Below are 21,318 nucleotides of genomic sequence, written 5' to 3' on the forward strand. Positions count from 1 at the left end.
TGGCAATGAATTAGCGCATACCGAAGCCCGCCCAACGGCGGCAAAAGCTTCCACATAGGGAGGTCTGTGTGGAGCACCACGAAAAGCCCGGGAATCCTCGGGCTTTTTTACGCCTGCCTTTACTCGTCAGCACTCCCCTCTGCGCCCAACGGCAACCAGCAGGCGGCCAGAGTGCTGACGAATACACGCAACCCCATCGAGGAACCGCCATGCACCCATCAATTCAACAGCGCGTCGACGGGGTTGCGGCCCTGCACATTCGCTCAAACATCGCCACCGCCGCGTTCTACGCCCTGATCGGCAAGGAGCAGCCAGTGCAAGAAGTTCGCTTCCAGGTCGTTACCAAGGGCAATGCCTATCACATCGTCGAGCGTTCCACCGGCTTGACCAAGGGCTTCCGCTGGACTTGGAAGGAAGCGGTCAACTTCGCCCAGGTCCTGGAGGCGCGCGCCGACGGCATCAAGGTCTCGCTATCAGGTGAACGGAAATGATCGGCGTGCCAATGCCCAACCCGCGAGACTCGATCATCGCGGACCTGAACCAGAAGCTGGATCAGTTCTTCGGCGCTGGCAAGACAGTGCAGGAGATCAACAGCGGCGTCAGCGCGGAAATGGTCGGCTATGGCGCCTCTGCCCATCAGGACCGGCTCAAGGCCGAGCGCGCCAAACTGGCTCCCATGGTCAAGGTCAAGGCCCAGGCCCAGGCCGACGCAGGCAAGACCGTTGCCGCCGCCGCGGCAGAGCTGAAGATGCGACCCGGCCGGGTGAAGCTCATCGCGCACGAGAACGGGTTCACGTTTTCCTCATGAGGCGAATCAACAACCAGGTGCGCCAGCGCCTTCGCCAGTCGCAATTCAACCTCCCACCAAGCGGCCTGTTGGCCAGCCCGGAGAAACAGCCATGTCCACCCCAACCGATACCGCAGAGTTCCTCGAAGAGCTGAACGGCGGCGCCTTCGCCAGCCAGATTGGCCACGCCCTTTCCGAAGTGGCATCCGGGGTCGTCGACCACGGCAAGGCCGGCAAGCTGGTCATCACTCTCGACTTCAGCCAGATCGGCGAGTCCAGCCAGGTGAAGATCAAGCACAAGCTCGACTACAAGGTGCCGACCAAACGCGGCACTCGCAGCGAGAACACCAGCCTGGACACGCCAATGCATGTCGGCTCCGGCGGCAAGATCACTCTCTTCGCGGAGAAGCACGATCAGCTCTTCAGCCGTGAACAAGCCCCTATCACTCCCCGCTCCTAACCGCCAACCATCAAGGAACTGAACAATGTCTCTGACAAAAGAAGCGATCCAGCTCATCACCGACACCGCGCTTGAAGCGAGCGGAAAAGCACTGGCCACTCAAACCCCGGCCATCGTGCTGCCTGAAGGCTGCCAGGTCGTCACGCTGGAAAAATGGCAGGCCGGTCGCAGCCGATTCCGCGGTATCTACTCCACCCATTCCCTGGCCGACTTCAGCGCCTACGTCGCCGACCGCGCCATCGCAACCGCGAAGGGCTTCATCGACCAAGACGAAATGACCTGCACGCTGCTGTTCAACCTGGGCACTGACGAAAATCCGGGCCACGCAGATGACCGCGCGGTGCTGAAGCTCAAGGCATCGGCCGGCTATAAGGCGGCCCAGTCCATCGGCGGCCGGGCGATGACGCAAAAGGATCTGAGCGATTGGATCGAGGACTGGCACCAGTACCTGACTCCAGTGGACGACGAAGGCAAAGCCATTCCCGTTGCCCGTGCCATCGCTGCCGTTCGGACCATCACTGTCAAAGCGACCAGCGAATCCGAAACCACCGTCGGCGACACCAGCGCCAGCCGTAGCGCCATGGACCAGATCGAAGCACGCAGTAAAGAAACACTGCCCGCCGCGCTGTTGTTCAGCACGATCCCATTCGAAGGTCTGACCGAACAGCAGATCAACTTGCGGATTTCCGTGATCACCAGCGGCGCCCAGCCTGCCCTGAAGTTGCGCTGGGTCGGGGAAGAAGTTCAACGGGAAGACATCGCGCAGGAATTCAAAACCGTTCTTCAAGAGAAAATTGGCAACAACGCGGCATTGTCTCTGGGTGCTTTCGATCCGAAGTAAGGGGTTTAGGCCGGGCAACCGGCCCAAACCAGCCAATCAATTTTGATTGATTACCAAAGGCGGTTGTCTGACCGACCATACTTAGCCATCCACGTTATAAATTCATTACCTGTGAAGGTAATTTTTAGTGTGTCACCCTCTACTAAAATTAGCTCTCTCGATTTAAGAAAATCTAAATACGGCTGCATCTCCCACTTATCCATAGCTGGCTTATTTCGGGATTTATGCTCCTCCCATTCGGCTTCTACTTCAGAAAGAGTCATGCCCAATGTGCCACGCTGATTCAGAAGCTGGAGTAGCCGAATTTGACCGCCATAAATGTAAGAATAAATCGTCTCAAAATACCAAAGGACTCGCCAACCAGCATCATCGCCGATCAGGTGTTGCAAAGCCTCCGCCTCACTCTTCCCCTCGATGTCCTTTTGGACAATGCGTAAAGCAACTTCAAATGTATGAGGAAAGTCTCCTTTTGGTATATTTTTTACTTCGCCATCTTTGACCGTCGGTTGAACTGGAGGCGATTGCGATTCAACTTCAAATCCATCAGAGCCGATTCTCTTAATTCTTGGTATAACGCTTTTTATCTCGCCTTTGAAGTAGTAAACCCCAACACAAAACATAATCAACACCGCATGTGGCCAACCAAGACCGCTCCATAGCGCTGCGAAAAAACGCTCTACCCATTCCCAAGTCGCTATTACATTTGCAATGAATCCAGACCAGTCATTACTGGCATCAGTTGCATTGTTCAATATTTCTGCTCCTTACCGGCTCCATGCCGGGCCGAACACAAATACCCCACTTCAACGAATCACGCCAGCCGGCGAGGATCCCCTATGCCTACTCACAACATCGTCAGCATGAGCGGCGGTAAAGACAGCACGGCTACGCTGCTGGTCGCCCGCGAGCTGGAGGTGCCGAATCTCAGCGCAGTAGTGGCTGACACCGGGCATGAGCATCCAGAGACATATGACTACATCCATTACCTGGCCGAAGCCACTGGCGTACCCATCCGCTGGGTGAAGGCAGACTTCTCCAGGCAGATCGCCGGCAAGCGCAAATTTATCGAGACCAAGTGGCGCGAGAAAGGTGTGGCGGAATCCGTGGTGCTGGGTGCTCTGGAAGTTCTGCACCCTACCGGCAACCCATTCCTGGACTTGTGCCTATGGAAGGGCCGCTTCCCCAGCACAAAGGCGCGCTTCTGCACTGATGAGCTCAAGCGTAACCCGATCATCGAGCAGGTTTTCCTGCCGCTCATGGACGGCGAGAACATGCTGCTGTCCTGGCAGGGTGTTCGGGCCGATGAATCGCTGGCCCGGAAATACCTGCCCGAGTGCGACGAGGTGGGAGGCGGCCTGTTCAACTACCGCCCGATCCTCAAGTGGCCGGTCGAGGCCGTGTTCGAGGCCCATCGCGCGGCGGGCATCAAGCCAAACCCGCTGTACCTGCAAGGCTGCAACCGCGTCGGCTGTCATTTGAGTCCGAGCGTTCGGTGTAAACACGGACGTCGGCATCATCCTTGAGCGCCTGAATCTCTGTCTGATCCTTGAGCTGATTGACCTCGTCATAGGACAAAGGATTGGCTTGACCCTCTATTCGCTTTGCATAACGTCCATGGAGCGTAGGATCGCTTGCGTAGAGGTGTACATGCACCAGGTTTGCACCGAAGACCTGTCGAAACTGCAGCACCTGCGCAAGCGTATTCAGGTGATCCACAACTAACGGTCGGCCATCCTTCTGCGCCTCACACACTGCCAGGGTTTCCCGAAGCATCCACTGGTCAGCGTCTTTCGCTTCGTGACGACGATCAGGTATGTCGGGTTGCGCCATGCGAAGGCACCACTCGGAATCATCAATGGCTCGACGATCGTAAACCACGGCGAAGCCAAATTCCTTCTCCAACAAACTGGCCAAACCACTCTTGCCGCTACAGGTCTTGCCACTGATCACTACGATCTGACGAGTTTCCATTAGCTACATCTCCCAGATTCCTAATATTTGATCCGCAATTTGAAACGGGGTGTACGTATATGTATCGAAAACTTCGTCCGCAAAACCTGAGAGCGAACGGGCACTCTGCTCGTTAAGATGCAACACGCTGGCGTTATATTCGTCGAGATCGGAACCGCCTCGTGCTGCGTACCTCTGTTGCAGGACGGATTCGGGCGCAATGATGTGCAGGTGCCTCACCGCATTGCCGAAACAGAGTCTGAACAATTCAACCTGCCGGGGCTTGCGGACAGCATCCAGGAGCCAGTTTTCGACGTCTGGCCGAGCTTGGATGGCTGGGTTTGCTACAGAGTCTATGAGCCAAGAGAAGTCGGTGGCCTTGTCGAGAGAGTCGCCGAGTTCTTGGAGGTTATGACGATCAAGTGGCTCACTCCGGGTAGCCAGGTGCGCACGCAGAAAGGAGCCGCTGCTGATCGGAACAAATCCATGGAGTTTTTGGAGGGCGGCGGAAACCGACGTCTTGCCACTGGCCATCGGGCCACTTAGGAGAAGTAGTCGCTTCATGCTTTGACGATCCCTGTCTTGCGAAACCAATATAGCGATAAAGCGTAGCTTAGTTGGTGCATTTAGCCGGGATTTTCGTGAAGCCGAAGCCAGGCACCAACTGGCTGAAATTTGCAGTAACTACCGCTGCCGCCGATGATAAATACCCAATACCATGGCCTAAACCCAGATTGAGCGTATAGAGGCGATTGAGTACTGTTAGAGATTCAGTGCCCGAGTACCATTGCCATGGACGCGGAATGCAGCTTTTAAATTATGTCTGAAGGGGCGGTACCTATGAATGAGCAAGCTGTAGTCGCGATCCGCTTCACCCTCTTCAAGCACAGTAGGGATTCTTTTCTTGCAGCCCTGGACGATGCCTCCATTCGCCATTCCAGCGTTATGCAGTTTTCAGGGCGGCCGCAGGCTTCGGGTTTTACCGAAATCATCTCAGCGCTGAGCGATGCTATGCCTTGGAACGGCATTGCTAAAGTGATCATCTCTTGGGTCGAGGCTCGGAAAAGCCGACGCGTAATGGTCCAAGTGGAAGATGGCTCGGTTGTTATTGAAGCCAATGGATACAACGCGAAGGATGTGGAGCGCTTATTAAAAGCATGCGCGAGCGTAACCGTCATCGATACGCTACAGGGGGACGCAGAAACCAAGGCCCTTGAATCAGATGCTGACGACTGACCCCGGCCTGTCAATTCGGGGCTTTGGGGCAGCTAATTGCATAGCTCCGACCACTCACGCGCCAGTGCTGTTGTTGCCTGCTTGACGTAGCTTTCCTCGGCCCGCCTGTTAAGGAGTCGTGTGCTGACCATTAGGATAATGAACCCGATTCCGAGCAAGATGTGGTATCCACCAACGATGTGCGATTGATGATCAAGGCTTCTACCGAGTCGGCCAATCGTCCTTTTCCGACCGAGTTTCAAAAACTGAGGTTTTGCTGATGGTTTTGAGACAGCCTGGTGAGCTCACAGACGACCTTTTTTCCATTCGCAGCCGGTCCCTGCGAATAAGTGGTGGGTGTCCTGGGCTAGATGGGGGCCGGGTTGCTTCGAATAGCTAGCCTCCCCAAAGATCATGGCTGGGCGAAGCGGCACGATTGATGAACCAGAGTTACACCACGAGACTTGACCAGCTTTGGACGGTCAGGTGTAACTGAAAATCCGAGCCAGATCTGGCTAGGGTATGCCTCTTGATGACCTACGATCTAAACCATTCACTGTCAGACGCCAGCGAATGCGGTCAGCCGTCCATTAGGACTTAAAAACTGCTCAGGATTCGCTATCTGCATGGCGGAGAGTCTTGAGCACAATAGCTTCATTGACCACTTCAAGATCCAATGATTCGCCAAGGCTGATGTTCATGCGCAGGAGGACATCGAGCGTAACCGTCCGGCCAAGTCATCTACCCAGCCCTGCAAAGCGAAGACATGGTGTGCACTTAAATTAAGTGGACACCAATTCTAGCTCTCAAGCGGGTATTTCATGCAGCCAACACGCCGTTCCTATTCCAAATCCTTCAAAGCCCAGATCATTCAAGAGTGCGCCCAACCAGGCGCTTCGATTGCCAGCGTCGCGCTCGGCCATAGCCTCAACGCAAACCTCGTCCACAAATGGATTCGGCTGCAAACGCAGAAAATCCCGGCGCACCCACCTGCATTTATTCCGTTAGCCATGCCGCTGGCGGGGGCGAACTCCCATCCAGCATCATCGAATATCTGCGTTGAAATACAGCACCCGCGCGCCATCATCAAAGTGGACTGGCCCGTTGAAAGTGCTGCCGCCTGCGCGACTTTTCTTCGAGATATTCTGCGATGATTCACATCGACTCCATTTGGCTCGCCACCGAACCGATGGACATGCGCGCAGGCACCGAAACGGCGCTAGCCAAGGTGATCGCGGTGTTCGGTGCGGCGCAGCCGCACTGCGCTTATCTGTTCACCAACCGCCGCGCCAATCGCATGAAAGTGCTGGTGCATGACGGCTTCGGAATATGGCTGGCGGCGCGCCGGTTAAACCAAGGCAAGTTCCACTGGCCTGGCATCCGCCATGGTTCTGAGATGGAACTGGATGCCGAGCAACTTCAAGCGTTGGTGCTGGGGCTGCCATGGCAACGCGCAGGTTCTGGAGGCTCGATCACACTGCTTTAATGGCTGCCATTAGCCTATCGGTCTATCGTCGCGAAACGCCTGCTCTGGCAAAGTCCGGCGTATGACTTCTTCGCCCAATCTCGACCAACTGTCTCCCAATCAACTGCGCGTCCTCGCAGCGCAGTTGCTCTCGCAAGTCGACACTATGGGCAAGAAAATCAACCGTGACCAAGCAGTCATTGAGAAACTGACCCATGAGATCGCCCAGCTCAAGCGTTTGAAGTTTGCCAAGCGCAGCGAGCAGATGAATCCTGAACAGGCCAGCCTGCTAGATGATCTGATCGATACTGATATCGCGGCGATTGAGGCCGAGCTTCAGGCGTTGCAAATAGCACCAACGGCGACCAAGGAAAAGCAAAAGCCCAAGCGCACGGCATTGCCGGCAGAATTTCCGCGAACGTTGATCCATTACGAACCGGACAACACTCACTGCCCATGCGGTTGCGCCCTCAAGCGCATCGGTGAGGACGTCAGCGAGAAGCTGGACTACACGCCCGGCGTGTTCACCGTCGAACGCCATGTCCGTGGCAAGTGGGTCTGCGATAACTGCGAAACGCTGATCCAGGCACCGGCTCCGCCGCAGGTCATTGATAAAGGCATCCCGACTTCGGGCCTGCTCGCACACGTCATGATCGCCAAGTTTGCTGACCATCTGCCGCTTTACCGTCAGGAGTCGATCTTCGGTCGAGCGGGCTTGGCGATTCCACGTTCAACCTTGGCTCAATGGGTTGGCGTGACCGGAGTTCAGTTGCAGCCGCTGGTCGATGCGCTGCGCGAAGTAGTGCTTGGGCAACAAATCATCCACGCAGATGAAACACCGGTGCAGATGCTCATGCCGGGAACAAAGAAAACCCACCGCTCCTATGTGTGGGCCTACGCTACCAGTCAGTTCTCGGATGTGGCAGCGGTGGTTTATGACTTCAGCCCCAGTCGCGCCGGAGAGCATGCTCGCGACTTCCTTCAGGACTGGAATGGCAAGTTGGTCTGCGACGATTTTGGCGGCTACAAGGCCAGCTTTGAACTCGGCGTGACCGAGATCGGCTGCATGGCCCATGCACGGCGCAAGTTCTTTGAACTGCACGCTACGAATAAAAGCACGCTCGCCGAGCAAGCCCTGCGCTATATCCAGTTGTTGTACGAAATCGAAAGAGAAGTCAGAGACCTGGAGCCGGATTTACGGCGCCGAATACGGCAAGAAAAAGCCGTACCGGTGATGGATAGGCTGCATGCCTGAATGAATGCGCAGCGTGATCTTGTGCCCGAAGGTTCGGCCATCAGCAGAGCACTCGATTACAGCCTTAAACGCTGGGCGGCGCTGTCGCGCTACCTCGATGACGGGGCGGTTCCCATTGATAATAATTGGGCGGAGAACCAGATCCGGCCATGGGCTCTTGGGCGCAAGAACTGGCTCTTCGCCGGGTCGCTACGCAGCGGAAAACGGGCTGCGGCGATCATGAGCTTGATTCAGTCAGCGCGGCTGAATGGCCATGATCCGTACGCCTATCTAAAGGATGTTCTCACGCGCCTGCCGACGCAGCGCGCGAGTGAGCTTAATAAGCTGCTGCCGCACAGGTGGGCACCTGTTTAATCGCGCAGGGTGTTTTGTCCTTAGGTCTTCCCTGGCATCTACATTTTGCGCCACACCAAAGCAGGAATTGCTCGGATGTAAATTAGTTCGCTGACCAACTCAATCAGAGTTTGAGTAATGACTGCTGCCGCAGCGAGCCCTCTGATTTCCTCGGGCAAGGCCAATGCCAATGGTAGAACTACCAATGAGTTTCGTGTCGAGCTGCTGAAAGCGACTGATCTTGCCGTGCTAGCCGGTAACTTAAACGCCCGAGCCACCAGCGCACCCACCACGGGTGCCAAGAGCATGAAACCAATGTAGACGGGAATAACAGGCAGCAGCTTGTCCATGTCTCTGACCACCGTTGAAATCTGAGAGCCGATCACTACGACCAATACAGCCGCCATAGCTGGCACAGGCATCCAAGCCCATACATTGTTCCAGCCCTCAACGACGCGTGACCCCTTTGCCCCGGCAGCTGTTGCTACTGCCAAGACCAAGGGTAAAGCGATCAGCACTACGAAGGCCTCAACAAATGGGCCGACCGATATAACCACCGCCGAGTCATCACTCACCATGAAGGCTAGATAGAGGGGTAGTAGCACAAGCTGAAGCACGAGTAGTAATGGCGTTGCCGCCAGAGTCAGTTTGGAGTCGCCCTTACCGATATGGGTAAACACCACAACATAATCGATACAAGGCGTCAGCAAGACCAATAGTGCGCCCACCAATATCGCCGGGTGGTCGGCTAGGCCCATCGTCAACGCCCAAACCAACAGGGGGATGGCGACGAAATTGGCGGTCAGCAGCGCGGTCATGAAACGCTTGTTTGCAAGCCCTTTGCGGAGATCCAGGAATGGGATCTGTAGAAACATGGCGTACATCAGCACAGCAATGGCTGGTGTCACCAACGCACCTAACGCTTGAGAGGCATCAGGTGCGAGCAGGCCTCCGATAGCCGCGACAATGACCGCGACGAAGTAAACGGGAATCTGGTTCTTCTCTAGCTGCTCTCTGTCCACGGAATGCCCTTAAAACGCGTGAAATCATTTTTCGATTGAGCAGGTTAATATCTGTAGCCACTACAGGTTCAAGAAAATGCTTGGGGAGTTTGGATGTCAGGAATCGGAGCACTGTCGAAATCAACGGGTTGCCACATTGAAACGATTCGCTACTACGAGAAAATAGGCCTTCTCCCTCCGGCCCTACGGTCGACAGGGCGGCATCGAATCTATACCGAAAAGCATCGGTCACGACTCATCTTCATCAGGCAGAATCGTGAACTGGGCTTTCCACTCGACGATATCCGCGAACTCATTGCGCTCGCGGCAGATGCTGATCGTCCGTGTGCTGATGCGTTGTCAGTGGTCAAGAAGCACTTGGCAGAAGTGGAATCTAAGGTAGCTAAGCTCCAGCAGATCCGGATAGAGCTGCTCTCAATGACAGGCACGTGTGAGTCAACATGCCTAGGCTCGAACACTCCAGACTGTACGATTGTTGAGTCACTGTTCGAACCCGTTGCTGGGGCTCGCTCTGGTTGCTGCTCCTAGACGAGTCAAGAGCATAGGGGGAGCAAGCTGCCGTCGAAACCGAATAGCGCGATAGTCTCGACAGGGTGTTTCGAGCGTCCGTCTACACCAAACGGGCTGGTGCAAGATGTGTTCGGCAGACGCTTACCTTGAAGCGCCCCACCAGCCCCTTCAGTTGACCAGAAATATCCATCAGGCGACCCGATCCGGTGTGCGCCGAATGCGCAAACCTTTCGACCAACTGGGCATCGGCATGGATTTGTGCAATGTGTCGGTTGATATCTTCGGCCACCTGATGCTGTTCCTCTGCTGCCGTGGCGATCTGAGCGTTCTGGTCGCGAATCGAGTCCACCGATTCGCGGATCTTGTCGAAACTGTCGTGCGCCTGCTGGATACATTCAACGCTGGTTTGTGACACCTCCAGGCTCCGTTGCATCTGCTGGGTGACCTCCTTAGTTCGCCGTGCGAAGTTGCCGAGCAAGCTGTCGATTTCGCTGGTTGAGTCTGCAGTGCGTCGTGCCAAGGCGCGTACTTCGTCGGCCACCACCGCAAATCCACGACCCTGGTCGCCGGCGCGCGCCGCTTCAATGGCGGCATTGAGGGCCAACAAATTGGTCTGTTCAGCAATCGAACGAATGGTATCTAGGATGGTGTTGATGTTCTTACTGTCCTGCTCGAACATCTGCATGGTACCTGCCGACTGCTGCAGGTCGTCACTCAATTTAAGAACGCTGCCCGTGGCCTCACCTATGTGCCGTTGCCCGTCGTGCACCTCTCGGTAACCGACATCCGCGCAGGAAACAGCATGACTGCAAGAGCGGGCCACTTCGTTGGAGGTAGAGACCATCTCGTAGAAAGCTGTGCTCACCAACTCAATTGCTTCGCGTTGGCGCACTGCGGCGTTGTTCATGTTACTGGCCACTTGACTGGTGTCCGCAGCGACCTCTTGCAAATCGGTGGAAGCGCAACCGATACGCCGCATCAGTTGCGCAATCATGCCAAGGAACTGGTTGAACCAACCAGCCAAAGTGGCGGTTTCGTCCTTGCCCCGCACTTCCAGTTCACGAGTCAGGTCGCCCTCCCCTTCGGCGATTTCCTGCAGGCCATCGGCAACGCCGCGAATCGGTCTAACGATCACACCGGCGAAGCTCGCGCCGACGATGGCGAAGATGAATGCCAACACGGCGGCAACCAGCGCGATCAACCCTGTCAGGCTGGTGGCCTGAGCCATGACTTCATCGCGCTTGATCAGACCAATAAAGCGCCAGCCCAGGCTTTCGGAACTGACCACATTAACCATGTACGGCACCCCATCGATCTCCACCTGGGTCATGCCATCGCCACTATTTGACAGCTCGGTATAGCCAGGGCCCAGGTCGGCTAGGGGCTTGAAACTATTTTTCGCATTGGCGGGATCGACCAAAACGTTACCATTGGCTTCAACCATCATTAGGTATCCGCTGTCGCCCAGTTTGAAGGTTTTAACCAGTTCAGTCAGTTGTTTGAGCGAGACATCCACGCCGACAACACCCACCGGGTTGCCGCTGGCATCGGCGAAAGCGCGAACCGTGCTGACCAGCACCATGTCATCAGGCGCCTAGTAGTAAGCGCCCGTGCGCACAGTTGAGCCTGGCGCGGCCGCCATGGCGGTCTTGTACCAAGGACGCACTCGGGGATCGTAGCTGGCCATTTTCTGGTCGTCGGGCCAACCGGCAAAACCGCCGTCGTTGAGCCCCAAGGAAATAGACGCGGTGGTCGGATGGGTCTCGGCAAATTGATCGAAAACAGCCTGGAGTCGCTGATCGACTTCGGTCACAGGGGTTTGCTCAGCATTGGCAGCGGTATAGTTTTTCAATCCCTTGACGGTGGCAATCCGAGGATCCTTGGCAAGGTATTCGACGTTTTGGCGGATGCTTTCAAAGAACTGCTTCATGCCGTTGTCGATCTGACGAATTTCACGGCCGCTGCTATCCAGGAAATTCGCTTGTGCTGCGCTACGCAAGTTCAATACGACGAGCACCGCGACCAGAATCACCGGAAGGCAGGCGACGGCAGCAAATACCCATGTCAGCTTTTGTTTGATGTTCATGACTTCTCCAGCGGGTATTTATAGGTAGTCAGGGCGAGCCGATGGACGGATATACCGAATGAAATCAAAACAACGCCCACGACGAATGCCACGAAATCTGCGAGTGCAGCGTCCGTAGATAAAAATCAGTGTTTTATTTTCAAGAAATTCAGGTTCTCGCCCACTACTCCGAGTGAGATGGGCGAGAACATTCATGCACAGCTACTGAGCTCAGAAACGCCCTGGAGCAAAGGGTGCCGGATCGACCACTGGTGTCTCGCCCATAATTAACTCTGCTAGAAGTCGACCGCTGACCGGGCCGAGCGTGAACCCCTGATGGGCATGGCCGAAATTGAACCAGAGTCCTTTATGCAAGGGCGCTGCGCCGATCACCGGCTTCATGTCTACCGTGCAGGGTCGGGCGCCGCTCCAAGGCGTGCGCTCCACCTGGGGGCCTAACGCTAATACCTGCCGTGCGGCCCGCTGGGCCTTGGCTAGTTGCACCGGTGTTGGAGGCGCACTCAAGCTGGCGAATTCCGCCCCCGTTGACAGGCGGATACCGCGCTTCATCGGCGCCAGCATGTAGCCTTGTTCAGTATCCAGCACCGGGCGGCTCAATGTCGCGCCATCGGCAAAGTGAGCGTGGTAACCGCGCTTGACGAACAACGGAATGCGGTAGCCCAACTCGCCAAGTAGTTCGTGAGCCCAAGGGCCCAACGCCACGACCACCTGCGACGCGCCGACCGATCCAGAATCGGTGTCGACGCTCCAACCGGCTCCCGACTGACGCAACGATCGCGCATCGCCGCGCAAAATCTCCCCACCTTCACGCACGAACAGATCGGCATAACGCTGCACCAACTCACCCGGCTCAATGCACGTCCAGGGTTGCAGCCAATGAATGCCCCCCACCAATGCATCGCTCAACGCTGGTTCCGCCAGTCTGAGCGCGGCACCGTCCAGATGCTCGGACGACACGCCGTATGCACTCACGCGTACCGCACGCTCCACCGCCTCATCGAATTGCTGTGGGCTACGAAAAGCCTGGATCCACCCTTTGCGCACGATCAGGTTTTGCGAACCGCTTTGCTCAATCAACTCCGAGTGCTCGCTGATCGAGTGCTCAATCAGCGTGCGAAAGGCATCTGCAATGGCCTGGTAATGCCTAGGTGCGGAGTTGGCCCAATACCTGACCAAGGCAGGCACGTATTCAGGCATCGCGCGCAGATGGTAGTTGACGCCAATATCGCGCTTGGCTGCCACGTTTATCAGGCTGGCAAGATCCCTTGGGAAAGCATAGGGCTCAATGGCCTCACGCTGAATGATGCCTGCGTTGCCGAACGACGTTTCACGCCCCGGCAAACCTTTGTCCACCAGCGTCACCGCGCAGCCACGGCGTTGCAAATGCAACGCCGTGCATACGCCGACAATACCGGCCCCCAGTACCACCATTTGTTTTTCGTTCACGCTGCCTCCGAATCAAGCACGCTGTTGCGCGATGACACTGATCTCGACCAATGCATCGACCACAAGGCCGGCGCAGACGGTCGCGCGCACTGGCAGGTTGGTCGTGAAGAATGATGCATAAGCCCGATTGAATTCGGCGAAATTACTCCGGTCGGTCAGGTACACGGTAACGCTGACAACATCGTCCAGCGACAGCGATTCGGCTTCCAGCGTCTGGGCAATACGCGTCAAGGTCAAACGCGTTTGCGCTTCGATACCTTCAGGAAAGCTACCGTCCTCACCAAACGGCAATTCGCCAGACAAAAAAACCAGGCCCTGGCTGTGGCGGACTTTGGAAAAGGGCAGATTGCTAACGGTCATGGCAGTTCTCTCTTGGGTATTTCAAGAAGGCGCCCATCAACGAGCACCGGTTGTGAATCATCGATTCGACTTCTGCGGTTTTTACGGTAGGCCATTGAGTCATGCATACGCTTGAGCATGTAATCCCCCTCGCGGACACCGGACACATAGATCAGGAGCGAACAGCTGCTTGAGATCATGTCGACTCGTTGCTTCATACGTTCAGGAGGGGTGAATGTATGTTTTAGCCTGAAATACCAATCCTGTATATACACGATGAAGCATTTACCATGCCGCTCGATCAAAAATACGCCACGGGCCTGAGGTAGAGCGACTTACCCTCCTCTCGCGACTAGGACACCATAGGTGCCCCGATACTCAAGGTTTCGTTTTCCCCCATCAGGCATCATGGGTAACACTCTAGCGCAACCATTGGTTACACAAGGCTAAAAGGCAGCGATCATCAGCCTGGTCTACTCCGCTAGGAACAGGCCTGTACTGCGGAATCAAGAGCAGCTCAGATATTTTGGCCTGCATTTTGCTTTACTGGTATATACAGGCACATACAGATGTCTGCTGCGTACTCATCCTGATTCCCAAGGATGTTACTCATGAATGTACTGATACCGCTCAGACCCATTCAGCTAACAGCCGTACGAGATCAGCCATAACGCCGAATAGCCGCGTCTGCAGCAACTCCTGCAGAACCACCCGGATCGTAATGCCTTCCAGCAAGACACTAATGAGGTTAGCCCTGTATGAATGCCAATGACTTGAACCTGCTTGCCCGCGCAGAAGTGCGCGAACTGGCCAGTTACAACGCCGGCCTTGCCTCGGATACTGTGCGCAAGCGTTTCGGCCTGACTCGCGTCGCCAAACTAGGCAGCAACGAAAACCCGATGGGCACAGCACCCGCCGTTAGCGCCGCAACGGCTCGAGCTTGCAGCGAAATTGCGCTATACCCCGATGCTGGCTGCCAGGCATTACGCTCTGCACTCTCGGAAAAGCTCGACGTACCCGAGAATCAATTGGTGTTCGGCAACGGCTCGGAAGATTTGTTGAGCGTCATCAGCCGGGTGTTTTTAGACCACGATGACGAAGTAGTTACCGTGGTGCCATCTTTCGGGTTGCACTTCATATACCCAATGGCAGCCGGTGCCCGGGTGGTAGGTGTTCCCATGACCGACAGAGGCACCTTCGACGTAGCGGCAATGATCGCTGCACTCACCCCCCACACCCATGTGCTGATGTTTTCATGCCCGTCAAATCCGGTCGGCTGCACCTTAAGCGCCGACGAGTTGCAGCAGCTGCTCGACGCATTGCCCTCGAAGTGTCTACTGGTGTTTGATGAGGCCTATTACGAATACGCGCAGTGGGAGGCCGAGTACCCGGATTGCCTCGGTTTGATTCAGGCCAGCGGCAAACCGTTTATCCTGCTGCGGACTTTCTCCAAGGCTTATTCCTTGGCAGGTTTGCGCATCGGCTACGGTATCGTCAGCGATCCACTGCTGGCAGATCTTATTAACCGCCTGCGCACCCCGTTCAACGTCAACAGCGTGGCACAAGCTGCGGCGATTGCGGCGCTGGCAGATGATCGTCATCTAAACGCCTGCCTATCCCATGTCGCCAGCGAACGCCGGCGGCTGGAAGTGGCACTGCACGAGCAAGGCATTACGACCGCACCGTCCTTGGCCAACTTTCTGTTTTTTAGCACGCCTTATCCGGCCGAAGTAATCAACCAAGCACTGCTGCGTGAAGGGGTTATCATCAAACCGTGGCGCGAAGTTGGATACACTGAGTACTTGCGCGTCTCTGTCGGAAGCTGTGAGGATAACGACCTTTTCCTCCAAGCACTGGCAAGCGTCCTTGCCGCACTAGAGACACGGGCTGACTAATGATCAAAAATGCACCACAAGCGCTCTACCGGCGTGCAAAGGATTATGTGCAAGACCAACTTCGCGCGGGCGTTTGGAAACCTGGTGACCTGATTTCTTCAGAAAACCAGCTGGTGCAAGAACTGGGCATTTCGCGCATGACCGTCAACCGGGCCTTACGCGAACTGACCGAAGAGGGTCATCTGGTCAGGATTTCAGGCGTTGGCACGTTCGTAGCCGAAAGCAAACCGCAATCAAACTTGCTGCGTATCACCAACATTGCCGATGAAATCCTTGCTCGAGGTCACAGTTACACCTGCCGTGTCCTGCACCTGGGGCGCGAATCGGCCTCAATGCCGGTGGCGTCCGCATTGGGCCTGACCACCGGCTCTTCAGTTTTCCACCTGATCTGTGTTCACAGCGAAGAAGGCGTGCCCGTGCAACTCGAGGATCGTTACGTCAATCCCGAGCTGGTGCCAGAATTTCTGAAGCAAGACTTTGGCGAGCACCTGCAACCGGCCAAGTACCTGTTGCGGGTCATCAAGCCCGACGAGATGGAACACATCGTCGAAGCCTGTCACCCCAGCAACGAGGAAAGCAAACACATGCAAATCGATGCTAATGAACCTTGCCTCGTGCTCATACGCCGAACCTGGAGTCAGAGCAAAATCGTCACCTATGTGCGTTTAGTACACCCGTCCTCACGCTATCGCCTAGGCAGCCGCCTGCCAGTAAATGGGGCGCACAGGGACAGTTGAGGCCTGAAGGCACTTGATGAATTGAACCATCATGATTTGGGATGAGCACCTCATTCCTACAGCTTCGTTTGAGCCAAGCTATCAACGCCGAATCTCAGGAGTTGCTCCCTGCGACTTCAGGCTTTCTGCTATTTTTTTGCTTGTTCACCGGCTGCTTCATGCTGCGTCCGATCCGCGAATCCATGGGCATAACGGTGGGGGTGGAGAATTTGCAATGGCTGTTCACCGCAACTTTCTTCGTTATGCTCGCCGTAGCTCCCATGTTTGCCTGGCTCAGCTCCCGGGGGACACACCTGCACTTTGTCGATTGGGTCTAGGGGTTCATCAGCGTTAACTTGATGATTCTCGCCACACTCTTCCAAGTGCAAAGCGAAAGCCCGTGAATGGCACGTGTTTTCTACGTCTGGATCTCTGCCTACAACTTATTTGTCGTCTCGGTCGCCTGAAGCCTGTTGGCGAACGTATTCGACGGCGTGCAACCCGGACGCTTGTTTGCCTTTATTGCGGCCGGCGCCAGTGTCGGCGGGCTGGTGGGGCCAGCACTCAGCGCGTTGTTTGTCGGTCAACCGAGAGAGACAGGTCTGATGCTGCTGGCGGGTCTATTACTTGGCGCAGCACTGGCACTCAAATACCCGTTGATGCGCTGGCATGAGGTCGGCGGTGCAGGACGCCCCGGAGCCACATCGATGGACAGTCCGAGCATCCTCCTTTCAGCGGCTTGACGCGAGCCCTGAAGTCGACTTACCTACTGGATATATCCAGCTTTATGATGCTGCTCGCAACTATCACGACATTTTTACTGCGAACAAGCACGTTTGATGGTCGAGCTTTTTCCTGACCGTCTGACTCAGATTCGCGCATTCGGAATCATCGACTTCATTGTCCAGGCTGGCACCCTATTCTCGCAGCTATTCCTGACTGGCTGCTTGGCGGAGAGGTTGGGGGGGCGCATGCTTCTGGCGATCGTGCCGCTGCTGATATGCATCGGCTTGATTGAGCTCGCGCTGGCGCCAAGCTGTATCATCCTCACTGTCCTAATGACCGTGCGTCGCATCGACGAATATGCCTTCGCCCGACCGGGCCGGGAGATGCTCTTCGCGCCACTCGACGCCGAGAGTAAATACAAGGCCAACAGCGTCATCGATCTCGTCGTTTATCGCGCAGTCGATGCCATTAGCGGTTGGGTCAATAGTGCGCTTGATATGCTGGGCCAAGTTGGCGGCCTGCTTGCAGTTGTCAGTAGAGTGCGCGCATTGCTCTGAGGCTGCCTGGGATGGAGGCTTGGCAAGCAGGCAGATGAAACTAATGCCAAGAGCTCCGATCTTGCTGCCGGCAATCCGACGCAAGGTTTGCCGGTGGAACGGGCGGGCGCTTAGAGATTCTGTAACAGCGCTTCAGCGAAAATGCGACCGTCATAGGCATCTCCCTGAAACTCAAAATCTCAGGCCATGGCTGTCGTGAATTTTCATGTACTACAAACGCAAAAAAGCTCCACAGCTACAACGACTGCCTGTCGCCAATAGCTGTAGAGCAAAAAACTGCATAAACATTGTAGCTAATGCGTGGAATGACTCGACCAATTCAGCTCACCCGAGACAGGGGCCAAAGGCCCCTCCCCACGACTACAAGCTTGGGAGCAACTTCGGCAACACCAGCTCGTTCAAGCAACGGGAAGCCAACAGCTCGCTCGCCGCGTTGATATCCGGCGCGAAGAAGCGATCTTTCTCGTAGTAGGCCACTTTGCTGCGCAGACTGGTGCGGGCAAGCTCCAGCTTCGCCGAGGTCTTCAGACCTTCGCGCAAGTCTAGGCCCTGGCACGCAGCTAGCCACTCTACAGCGAGCACGCCACGAGTGTTTTCAGCCATTTCCCACAATCGCTTGCCGGCTGCTGGAGCCATGGACACGTGGTCTTCCTGATTCGCGGAAGTCGGCAGGCTATCTACCGAATGCGGATGCGCCAGTGCCTTGTTCTCACTGGCCAGCGCCGCTGCGGTGACTTGGGAGATCATGAAACCGGAGTTCACGCCGCCATTAGCCACCAGGAACGGCGGCAGTTGCGACATATGCTTGTCCATCATCAGCGAAATGCGGCGCTCGCTCAGGGAACCGATTTCAGCGATGGCCAATGCCATGTTGTCAGCGGCCATGGCCACAGGCTCGGCGTGGAAGTTACCACCGGAAATCACATCGCCTTCGGTAGCGAACACCAACGGGTTGTCGGAGACGGCGTTAGCTTCGACGACCAACACTTCGGCGGCTTGACGGAACTGTGTCAGACACGCGCCCATGACTTGTGGCTGGCAACGCAGGGAGTACGGATCCTGAACCTTGCCGCAGTTCTGGTGCGAGTCAGAGACTTCACTGCGCTCGCCCAGCAAGTCACGGTAAGCGCTAGCGGTGTCGATCTGGCTTTTTTGTCCACGAGCGGCGTGGATGCGAGCGTCGAACGGCGAGCGCGAGCCCAAGACTGCTTCAACTGTCAAACCACCAATGGCCAGTGCGCCAGCGAACAGATCTTCGCCCTCGAACAAACCACGCAATGCGTATGCGGTAGACACCTGCGTGCCGTTGAGCAACGCCAGACCTTCTTTGGCAGCCAGTGTGAGTGGAGTCAGACCGGCGATTTTTAGCGCCTCGGTCGCCTCCAGCCATTCGCCTTTGTAGCGGGCCTTGCCTTCGCCCAGCAGCACCAGCGACATGTGCGCCAAAGGCGCCAGGTCGCCGGATGCGCCGACCGAACCTTTCAACGGAATGTGCGGATAAACCTCGGCGTTGATCAATGCGATCAGCGCTTCGATAACGACGCGGCGAATGCCGGAGAAGCCACGGCTCAGGCTGTTGACCTTGAGCACCATAACCAGTCGGACTAGCGCATCGCTGATCGGCTCGCCAACACCGGCAGCGTGGGACAGAACCAACGAGCGCTGGAGGTTTTCCAGGTCGTCGGTGGCGATGCGGGTCGAGGCCAGCAGACCGAAACCGGTATTGATACCGTAGGCGGTGCGGTTCTCGGCGAGGATCTGTTCCACGCAGGCAACACTGGCTTCAATCTGGGCCGAAGCGCTGTTGTCGAGGGTAATTTTCACCGGGTGCTGGTAGACATCACGCAGTTGGGTAAGGCTCAGTTGGCCTGGGATAATGTTGAGTGTGTTCATGCTTTGGCTCCTTTAACAGGGGTGATCATTGGCAGGTTTAAGCCTTGCTCTTTGGCGCAATCTATTGCGATCTGGTAACCCGCATCGGCGTGACGCATGACGCCGGTTGCCGGGTCGTTGTGCAGCACGCGAGCGATGCGCTCGGCCGCTTCGTCGGTACCGTCGCAGACAATCACCATGCCCGAATGCTGGGAGAAGCCCATGCCGACGCCGCCACCGTGGTGCAGGGAAACCCAGGTCGCGCCGCTCGCGGTGTTGAGCAGGGCGTTGAGCAGTGGCCAGTCGGACACGGCGTCGGAACCGTCCTGCATCGATTCGGTTTCGCGGTTCGGGCTTGCTACGGAACCGGAGTCCAGGTGGTCGCGACCGATCACGATTGGCGCCGACAGCTCACCGCTGCGCACCATTTCGTTGAACGCCAGGCCCAGCTTGGCGCGCAGGCCCAGGCCCACCCAGCAGATACGGGCCGGCAGCCCCTGGAAGCTGATGCGCTCGCGGGCCATGTCCAGCCAGTTGTGCAGGTGGGCGTCGTCCGGGATCAGTTCCTTGACCTTGGCGTCGGTCTTGTAGATGTCTTCGGCGTTGCCCGACAGCGCCGCCCAACGGAACGGGCCGATGCCACGGCAGAACAGCGGACGGATGTAGGCCGGTACGAAACCCGGGAAGTCGAAGGCGTTTTCCACGCCTTCTTCCTGGGCCATCTGGCGGATGTTGTTGCCGTAGTCGAAGGTCGGTACGCCCATTTTCTGGAAGTCGAGCATCGCCTTGACGTGTACGGCCATCGATTGCTTGGCGGCCTTGATCACGGCAGCCGGCTCGGTCTTGGCGCGCGCGCGGTATTCGTCCCAGGTCAAGCCGGCCGGCAGGTAGCCGTTGAGCGGGTCGTGGGCGCTGGTCTGGTCGGTGACCATGTCCGGGCGCACGCCGCGCTTGACCAGTTCCGGGAGGATTTCAGCGGCGTTGCCGAGCAGGGCGATGGAGATCGCCTTGCCTTCTTTGGTGTACTTGGCGATGCGGGCCAGCGCGTCGTCGAGGTCGGTAGCCTGCTCATCGACGTAGCGGCTTTTCAGGCGGAAATCGATGCTGACTTGCTGGCATTCGATGTTCAGCGAGCAAGCGCCGGCCAGGGTCGCAGCTAGCGGCTGGGCACCGCCCATACCGCCGAGGCCTGCGGTCAGCACCCAACGACCCTTGAGGTCATCGTTATAGTGCTGGCGACCGGCTTCGACGAAGGTTTCGTAGGTGCCTTGGACGATGCCCTGACTGCCGATGTAGATCCAGCTGCCGGCGGTCATCTGGCCGTACATGGCCAGGCCCTTGGCGTCGAGTTCGTTGAAGTGCTCCCAGCTCGCCCAGTGCGGCACCAGGTTGGAGTTGGCGATCAGTACGCGCGGGGCATTGCTGTGGGTCTTGAACACGCCGACCGGCTTGCCGGATTGCACCAGCAGGGTCTCGTCGTCGTTCAGATTGGTCAGGCTCTCGACGATCTTGTCGTAGCACTCCCAGTTACGCGCCGCACGACCGATGCCACCGTAAACCACCAGTTCTTTTGGGTTCTCGGCCACTTCCGGGTCGAGGTTGTTCATCAACATGCGCAGTGGAGCTTCAGTCAGCCAGCTTTTGGCGGTCAGCTTATTACCACGCGCGGCGCGGATTTCGACATTACGGAAATGGGATGGCTTGCTCACCGGTAATCCTCTCGAAATGACTTTCTCAGCCTATTTATTGGTTTAGTGCAACAGATTGCACATAAATATAATCATGTATATACAACCATAATCAAGCAAAATTTTACTCACCTGTAATTGGTCTTTTTGTGACC

General features: G+C 56.5%; 21 protein-coding genes and 2 pseudogenes. 13 read left to right on the top strand and 10 right to left on the bottom strand.

Annotated features, from left to right (window positions below):
* Positions 1–209: 209 nt before the first annotated feature.
* From ACIOVD_RS02705 to ACIOVD_RS02720, 4 genes are all read left to right on the top strand, one after another.
* The gene (locus ACIOVD_RS02705; protein ID WP_401126003.1) at positions 210–491 is read left to right on the top strand and encodes a hypothetical protein; all 282 of its coding nucleotides are present in this window, start codon (positions 210–212) and stop codon (positions 489–491) included.
* Entirely contained in the window at positions 488–808 is a 321-nt protein-coding gene (locus tag ACIOVD_RS02710) for a hypothetical protein (protein ID WP_401126005.1), read from the top strand. Before ACIOVD_RS02705 ends, ACIOVD_RS02710 begins: the two co-directional genes overlap by 4 nt.
* Before the next feature lie 91 nt (positions 809–899).
* On the top strand, positions 900–1,247 hold the full coding sequence (locus tag ACIOVD_RS02715) for a hypothetical protein (protein ID WP_401126006.1): 348 nt from the start codon (positions 900–902) through the stop codon (positions 1,245–1,247).
* A gap of 25 nt (positions 1,248–1,272) precedes the next feature.
* Complete coding sequence (locus tag ACIOVD_RS02720) at positions 1,273–2,088, top strand: DUF2303 family protein (RefSeq protein WP_401126008.1); 816 nt, start codon at positions 1,273–1,275, stop codon at positions 2,086–2,088.
* Positions 2,089–2,138: 50 nt separating this feature from the next.
* On the opposite strand, the gene ACIOVD_RS02725 is transcribed toward ACIOVD_RS02720, so the two are convergent.
* A complete protein-coding gene (locus tag ACIOVD_RS02725; protein ID WP_401126010.1) occupies positions 2,139–2,840 on the bottom strand; it encodes a hypothetical protein in 702 nt (233 codons plus the stop codon).
* A gap of 84 nt (positions 2,841–2,924) precedes the next feature.
* On the opposite strand from ACIOVD_RS02725, the gene ACIOVD_RS02730 reads away from it, so the two are divergent.
* Complete coding sequence (locus ACIOVD_RS02730) at positions 2,925–3,611, top strand: phosphoadenosine phosphosulfate reductase family protein (RefSeq protein WP_401126012.1); 687 nt, start codon at positions 2,925–2,927, stop codon at positions 3,609–3,611.
* Here ACIOVD_RS02730 and ACIOVD_RS02735 read toward each other — a convergent pair.
* Both ACIOVD_RS02735 and ACIOVD_RS02740 read right to left on the bottom strand, forming a co-directional pair.
* On the bottom strand, positions 3,514–4,059 hold the full coding sequence (locus ACIOVD_RS02735) for an AAA family ATPase (RefSeq protein ID WP_401126014.1): 546 nt from the start codon (positions 4,057–4,059) through the stop codon (positions 3,514–3,516). The genes ACIOVD_RS02730 and ACIOVD_RS02735 overlap by 98 nt on opposite strands.
* 3 nt (positions 4,060–4,062) lie before the next feature.
* Entirely contained in the window at positions 4,063–4,602 is a 540-nt protein-coding gene (locus ACIOVD_RS02740) for an AAA family ATPase (protein ID WP_401126016.1), read from the bottom strand.
* Positions 4,603–4,878: 276 nt separating this feature from the next.
* Between ACIOVD_RS02740 and ACIOVD_RS02745 the strand changes: the two genes are divergently transcribed.
* From ACIOVD_RS02745 to tnpC, 4 genes and pseudogenes are all read left to right on the top strand, one after another.
* Entirely contained in the window at positions 4,879–5,274 is a 396-nt protein-coding gene (locus ACIOVD_RS02745) for a hypothetical protein (RefSeq protein WP_401126018.1), read from the top strand.
* Positions 5,275–6,074: 800 nt separating this feature from the next.
* Positions 6,075–6,407 carry an IS66-like element accessory protein TnpA gene (tnpA, locus tag ACIOVD_RS02750; RefSeq protein ID WP_080766454.1) on the top strand — a complete coding sequence of 111 codons (333 nt, stop codon included), beginning with the start codon at positions 6,075–6,077 and terminating at the stop codon, positions 6,405–6,407.
* The gene (tnpB, locus tag ACIOVD_RS02755) at positions 6,404–6,739 is read left to right on the top strand and encodes an IS66 family insertion sequence element accessory protein TnpB (RefSeq protein WP_401126020.1); all 336 of its coding nucleotides are present in this window, start codon (positions 6,404–6,406) and stop codon (positions 6,737–6,739) included. The genes tnpA and tnpB overlap by 4 nt, the downstream gene beginning before the upstream one ends.
* 61 nt (positions 6,740–6,800) lie before the next feature.
* A pseudogene (gene tnpC / locus ACIOVD_RS02760) lies at positions 6,801–8,327 on the top strand (IS66 family transposase).
* 38 nt (positions 8,328–8,365) lie between these two features.
* Here tnpC and ACIOVD_RS02765 read toward each other — a convergent pair.
* On the bottom strand, positions 8,366–9,328 hold the full coding sequence (locus ACIOVD_RS02765) for an arsenic resistance protein (RefSeq protein WP_039011224.1): 963 nt from the start codon (positions 9,326–9,328) through the stop codon (positions 8,366–8,368).
* Positions 9,329–9,421: 93 nt separating this feature from the next.
* Between ACIOVD_RS02765 and ACIOVD_RS02770 the strand changes: the two genes are divergently transcribed.
* Positions 9,422–9,856 (top strand): helix-turn-helix domain-containing protein, encoded by a 435-nt coding sequence (locus tag ACIOVD_RS02770; RefSeq protein WP_274883511.1) that lies wholly within the window; start codon positions 9,422–9,424, stop codon positions 9,854–9,856.
* 82 nt (positions 9,857–9,938) lie between these two features.
* Here ACIOVD_RS02770 and ACIOVD_RS02775 read toward each other — a convergent pair whose 3' ends face one another.
* From ACIOVD_RS02775 to ACIOVD_RS02790, 4 genes are all read right to left on the bottom strand, one after another.
* The gene (locus tag ACIOVD_RS02775) at positions 9,939–11,420 is read right to left on the bottom strand and encodes a methyl-accepting chemotaxis protein (RefSeq protein WP_401126023.1); all 1,482 of its coding nucleotides are present in this window, start codon (positions 11,418–11,420) and stop codon (positions 9,939–9,941) included.
* Between the two features lie 12 nt (positions 11,421–11,432).
* Positions 11,433–11,924 (bottom strand): hypothetical protein, encoded by a 492-nt coding sequence (locus ACIOVD_RS02780; RefSeq protein WP_401126025.1) that lies wholly within the window; start codon positions 11,922–11,924, stop codon positions 11,433–11,435.
* A gap of 210 nt (positions 11,925–12,134) precedes the next feature.
* The gene (locus ACIOVD_RS02785) at positions 12,135–13,355 is read right to left on the bottom strand and encodes an NAD(P)/FAD-dependent oxidoreductase (RefSeq protein WP_401126175.1); all 1,221 of its coding nucleotides are present in this window, start codon (positions 13,353–13,355) and stop codon (positions 12,135–12,137) included.
* A 27-nt stretch (positions 13,356–13,382) separates the two neighbouring features.
* Positions 13,383–13,730 carry a RidA family protein gene (locus ACIOVD_RS02790; RefSeq protein WP_149630891.1) on the bottom strand — a complete coding sequence of 116 codons (348 nt, stop codon included), beginning with the start codon at positions 13,728–13,730 and terminating at the stop codon, positions 13,383–13,385.
* A 737-nt stretch (positions 13,731–14,467) separates the two neighbouring features.
* Between ACIOVD_RS02790 and hisC the strand changes: the two genes are divergently transcribed.
* The 3 genes and pseudogenes from hisC to ACIOVD_RS02805 all read left to right on the top strand — a co-directional run bounded on the left by hisC (position 14,468) and on the right by ACIOVD_RS02805 (position 17,717).
* Positions 14,468–15,604: a histidinol-phosphate transaminase gene (gene hisC, locus ACIOVD_RS02795; protein WP_401126027.1), complete on the top strand. Its 1,137-nt coding sequence runs from the start codon at positions 14,468–14,470 to the stop codon at positions 15,602–15,604.
* The gene (gene hutC, locus ACIOVD_RS02800) at positions 15,604–16,341 is read left to right on the top strand and encodes a histidine utilization repressor (RefSeq protein ID WP_159389959.1); all 738 of its coding nucleotides are present in this window, start codon (positions 15,604–15,606) and stop codon (positions 16,339–16,341) included. The genes hisC and hutC overlap by 1 nt, the downstream gene beginning before the upstream one ends.
* A 41-nt stretch (positions 16,342–16,382) precedes the next feature.
* Positions 16,383–17,717: pseudogene (locus ACIOVD_RS02805) on the top strand (NTP/NDP exchange transporter).
* Positions 17,718–17,963: 246 nt separating this feature from the next.
* Here ACIOVD_RS02805 and hutH read toward each other — a convergent pair.
* Both hutH and hutU read right to left on the bottom strand, forming a co-directional pair.
* Positions 17,964–19,496, bottom strand: a complete 1,533-nt coding sequence (gene hutH / locus ACIOVD_RS02810) for a histidine ammonia-lyase (protein WP_167654967.1) — start codon at positions 19,494–19,496, stop codon at positions 17,964–17,966.
* Entirely contained in the window at positions 19,493–21,184 is a 1,692-nt protein-coding gene (hutU, locus tag ACIOVD_RS02815) for a urocanate hydratase (RefSeq protein WP_401126030.1), read from the bottom strand. The genes hutH and hutU overlap by 4 nt, the downstream gene beginning before the upstream one ends.
* Between the last annotated feature and the right edge of the window lie 134 nt (positions 21,185–21,318).

Source organism: Pseudomonas sp. NPDC087626 (genome assembly GCF_044743405.1).
Classification (GTDB): domain Bacteria; phylum Pseudomonadota; class Gammaproteobacteria; order Pseudomonadales; family Pseudomonadaceae; genus Aquipseudomonas.

What these genes read in the sequence shown, in the direction of transcription:
- ACIOVD_RS02705 (WP_401126003.1), top strand. Translation starts at nt 210, where the DNA reads ATGCACCCATCAATTCAACAGCGCGTCGACGGGGTTGCGGCCCTGCAC.
- ACIOVD_RS02710 (WP_401126005.1), top strand. Translation starts at nt 488, where the DNA reads ATGATCGGCGTGCCAATGCCCAACCCGCGAGACTCGATCATCGCGGAC.
- ACIOVD_RS02715 (WP_401126006.1), top strand. Translation starts at nt 900, where the DNA reads ATGTCCACCCCAACCGATACCGCAGAGTTCCTCGAAGAGCTGAACGGC.
- ACIOVD_RS02720 (WP_401126008.1), top strand. Translation starts at nt 1,273, where the DNA reads ATGTCTCTGACAAAAGAAGCGATCCAGCTCATCACCGACACCGCGCTT.
- ACIOVD_RS02730 (WP_401126012.1), top strand. Translation starts at nt 2,925, where the DNA reads ATGCCTACTCACAACATCGTCAGCATGAGCGGCGGTAAAGACAGCACG.
- ACIOVD_RS02735 (WP_401126014.1), bottom strand. Translation starts at nt 4,059, where the DNA reads ATGGAAACTCGTCAGATCGTAGTGATCAGTGGCAAGACCTGTAGCGGC.
- ACIOVD_RS02740 (WP_401126016.1), bottom strand. Translation starts at nt 4,602, where the DNA reads ATGAAGCGACTACTTCTCCTAAGTGGCCCGATGGCCAGTGGCAAGACG.
- ACIOVD_RS02745 (WP_401126018.1), top strand. Translation starts at nt 4,879, where the DNA reads ATGAATGAGCAAGCTGTAGTCGCGATCCGCTTCACCCTCTTCAAGCAC.
- tnpA (WP_080766454.1), top strand. Translation starts at nt 6,075, where the DNA reads ATGCAGCCAACACGCCGTTCCTATTCCAAATCCTTCAAAGCCCAGATC.
- tnpB (WP_401126020.1), top strand. Translation starts at nt 6,404, where the DNA reads ATGATTCACATCGACTCCATTTGGCTCGCCACCGAACCGATGGACATG.
- ACIOVD_RS02770 (WP_274883511.1), top strand. Translation starts at nt 9,422, where the DNA reads ATGTCAGGAATCGGAGCACTGTCGAAATCAACGGGTTGCCACATTGAA.
- ACIOVD_RS02775 (WP_401126023.1), bottom strand. Translation starts at nt 11,420, where the DNA reads ATGGTGCTGGTCAGCACGGTTCGCGCTTTCGCCGATGCCAGCGGCAAC.
- ACIOVD_RS02780 (WP_401126025.1), bottom strand. Translation starts at nt 11,924, where the DNA reads ATGAACATCAAACAAAAGCTGACATGGGTATTTGCTGCCGTCGCCTGC.
- ACIOVD_RS02785 (WP_401126175.1), bottom strand. Translation starts at nt 13,355, where the DNA reads ATGGTGGTACTGGGGGCCGGTATTGTCGGCGTATGCACGGCGTTGCAT.
- ACIOVD_RS02790 (WP_149630891.1), bottom strand. Translation starts at nt 13,730, where the DNA reads ATGACCGTTAGCAATCTGCCCTTTTCCAAAGTCCGCCACAGCCAGGGC.
- hisC (WP_401126027.1), top strand. Translation starts at nt 14,468, where the DNA reads ATGAATGCCAATGACTTGAACCTGCTTGCCCGCGCAGAAGTGCGCGAA.
- hutC (WP_159389959.1), top strand. Translation starts at nt 15,604, where the DNA reads ATGATCAAAAATGCACCACAAGCGCTCTACCGGCGTGCAAAGGATTAT.
- hutH (WP_167654967.1), bottom strand. Translation starts at nt 19,496, where the DNA reads ATGAACACACTCAACATTATCCCAGGCCAACTGAGCCTTACCCAACTG.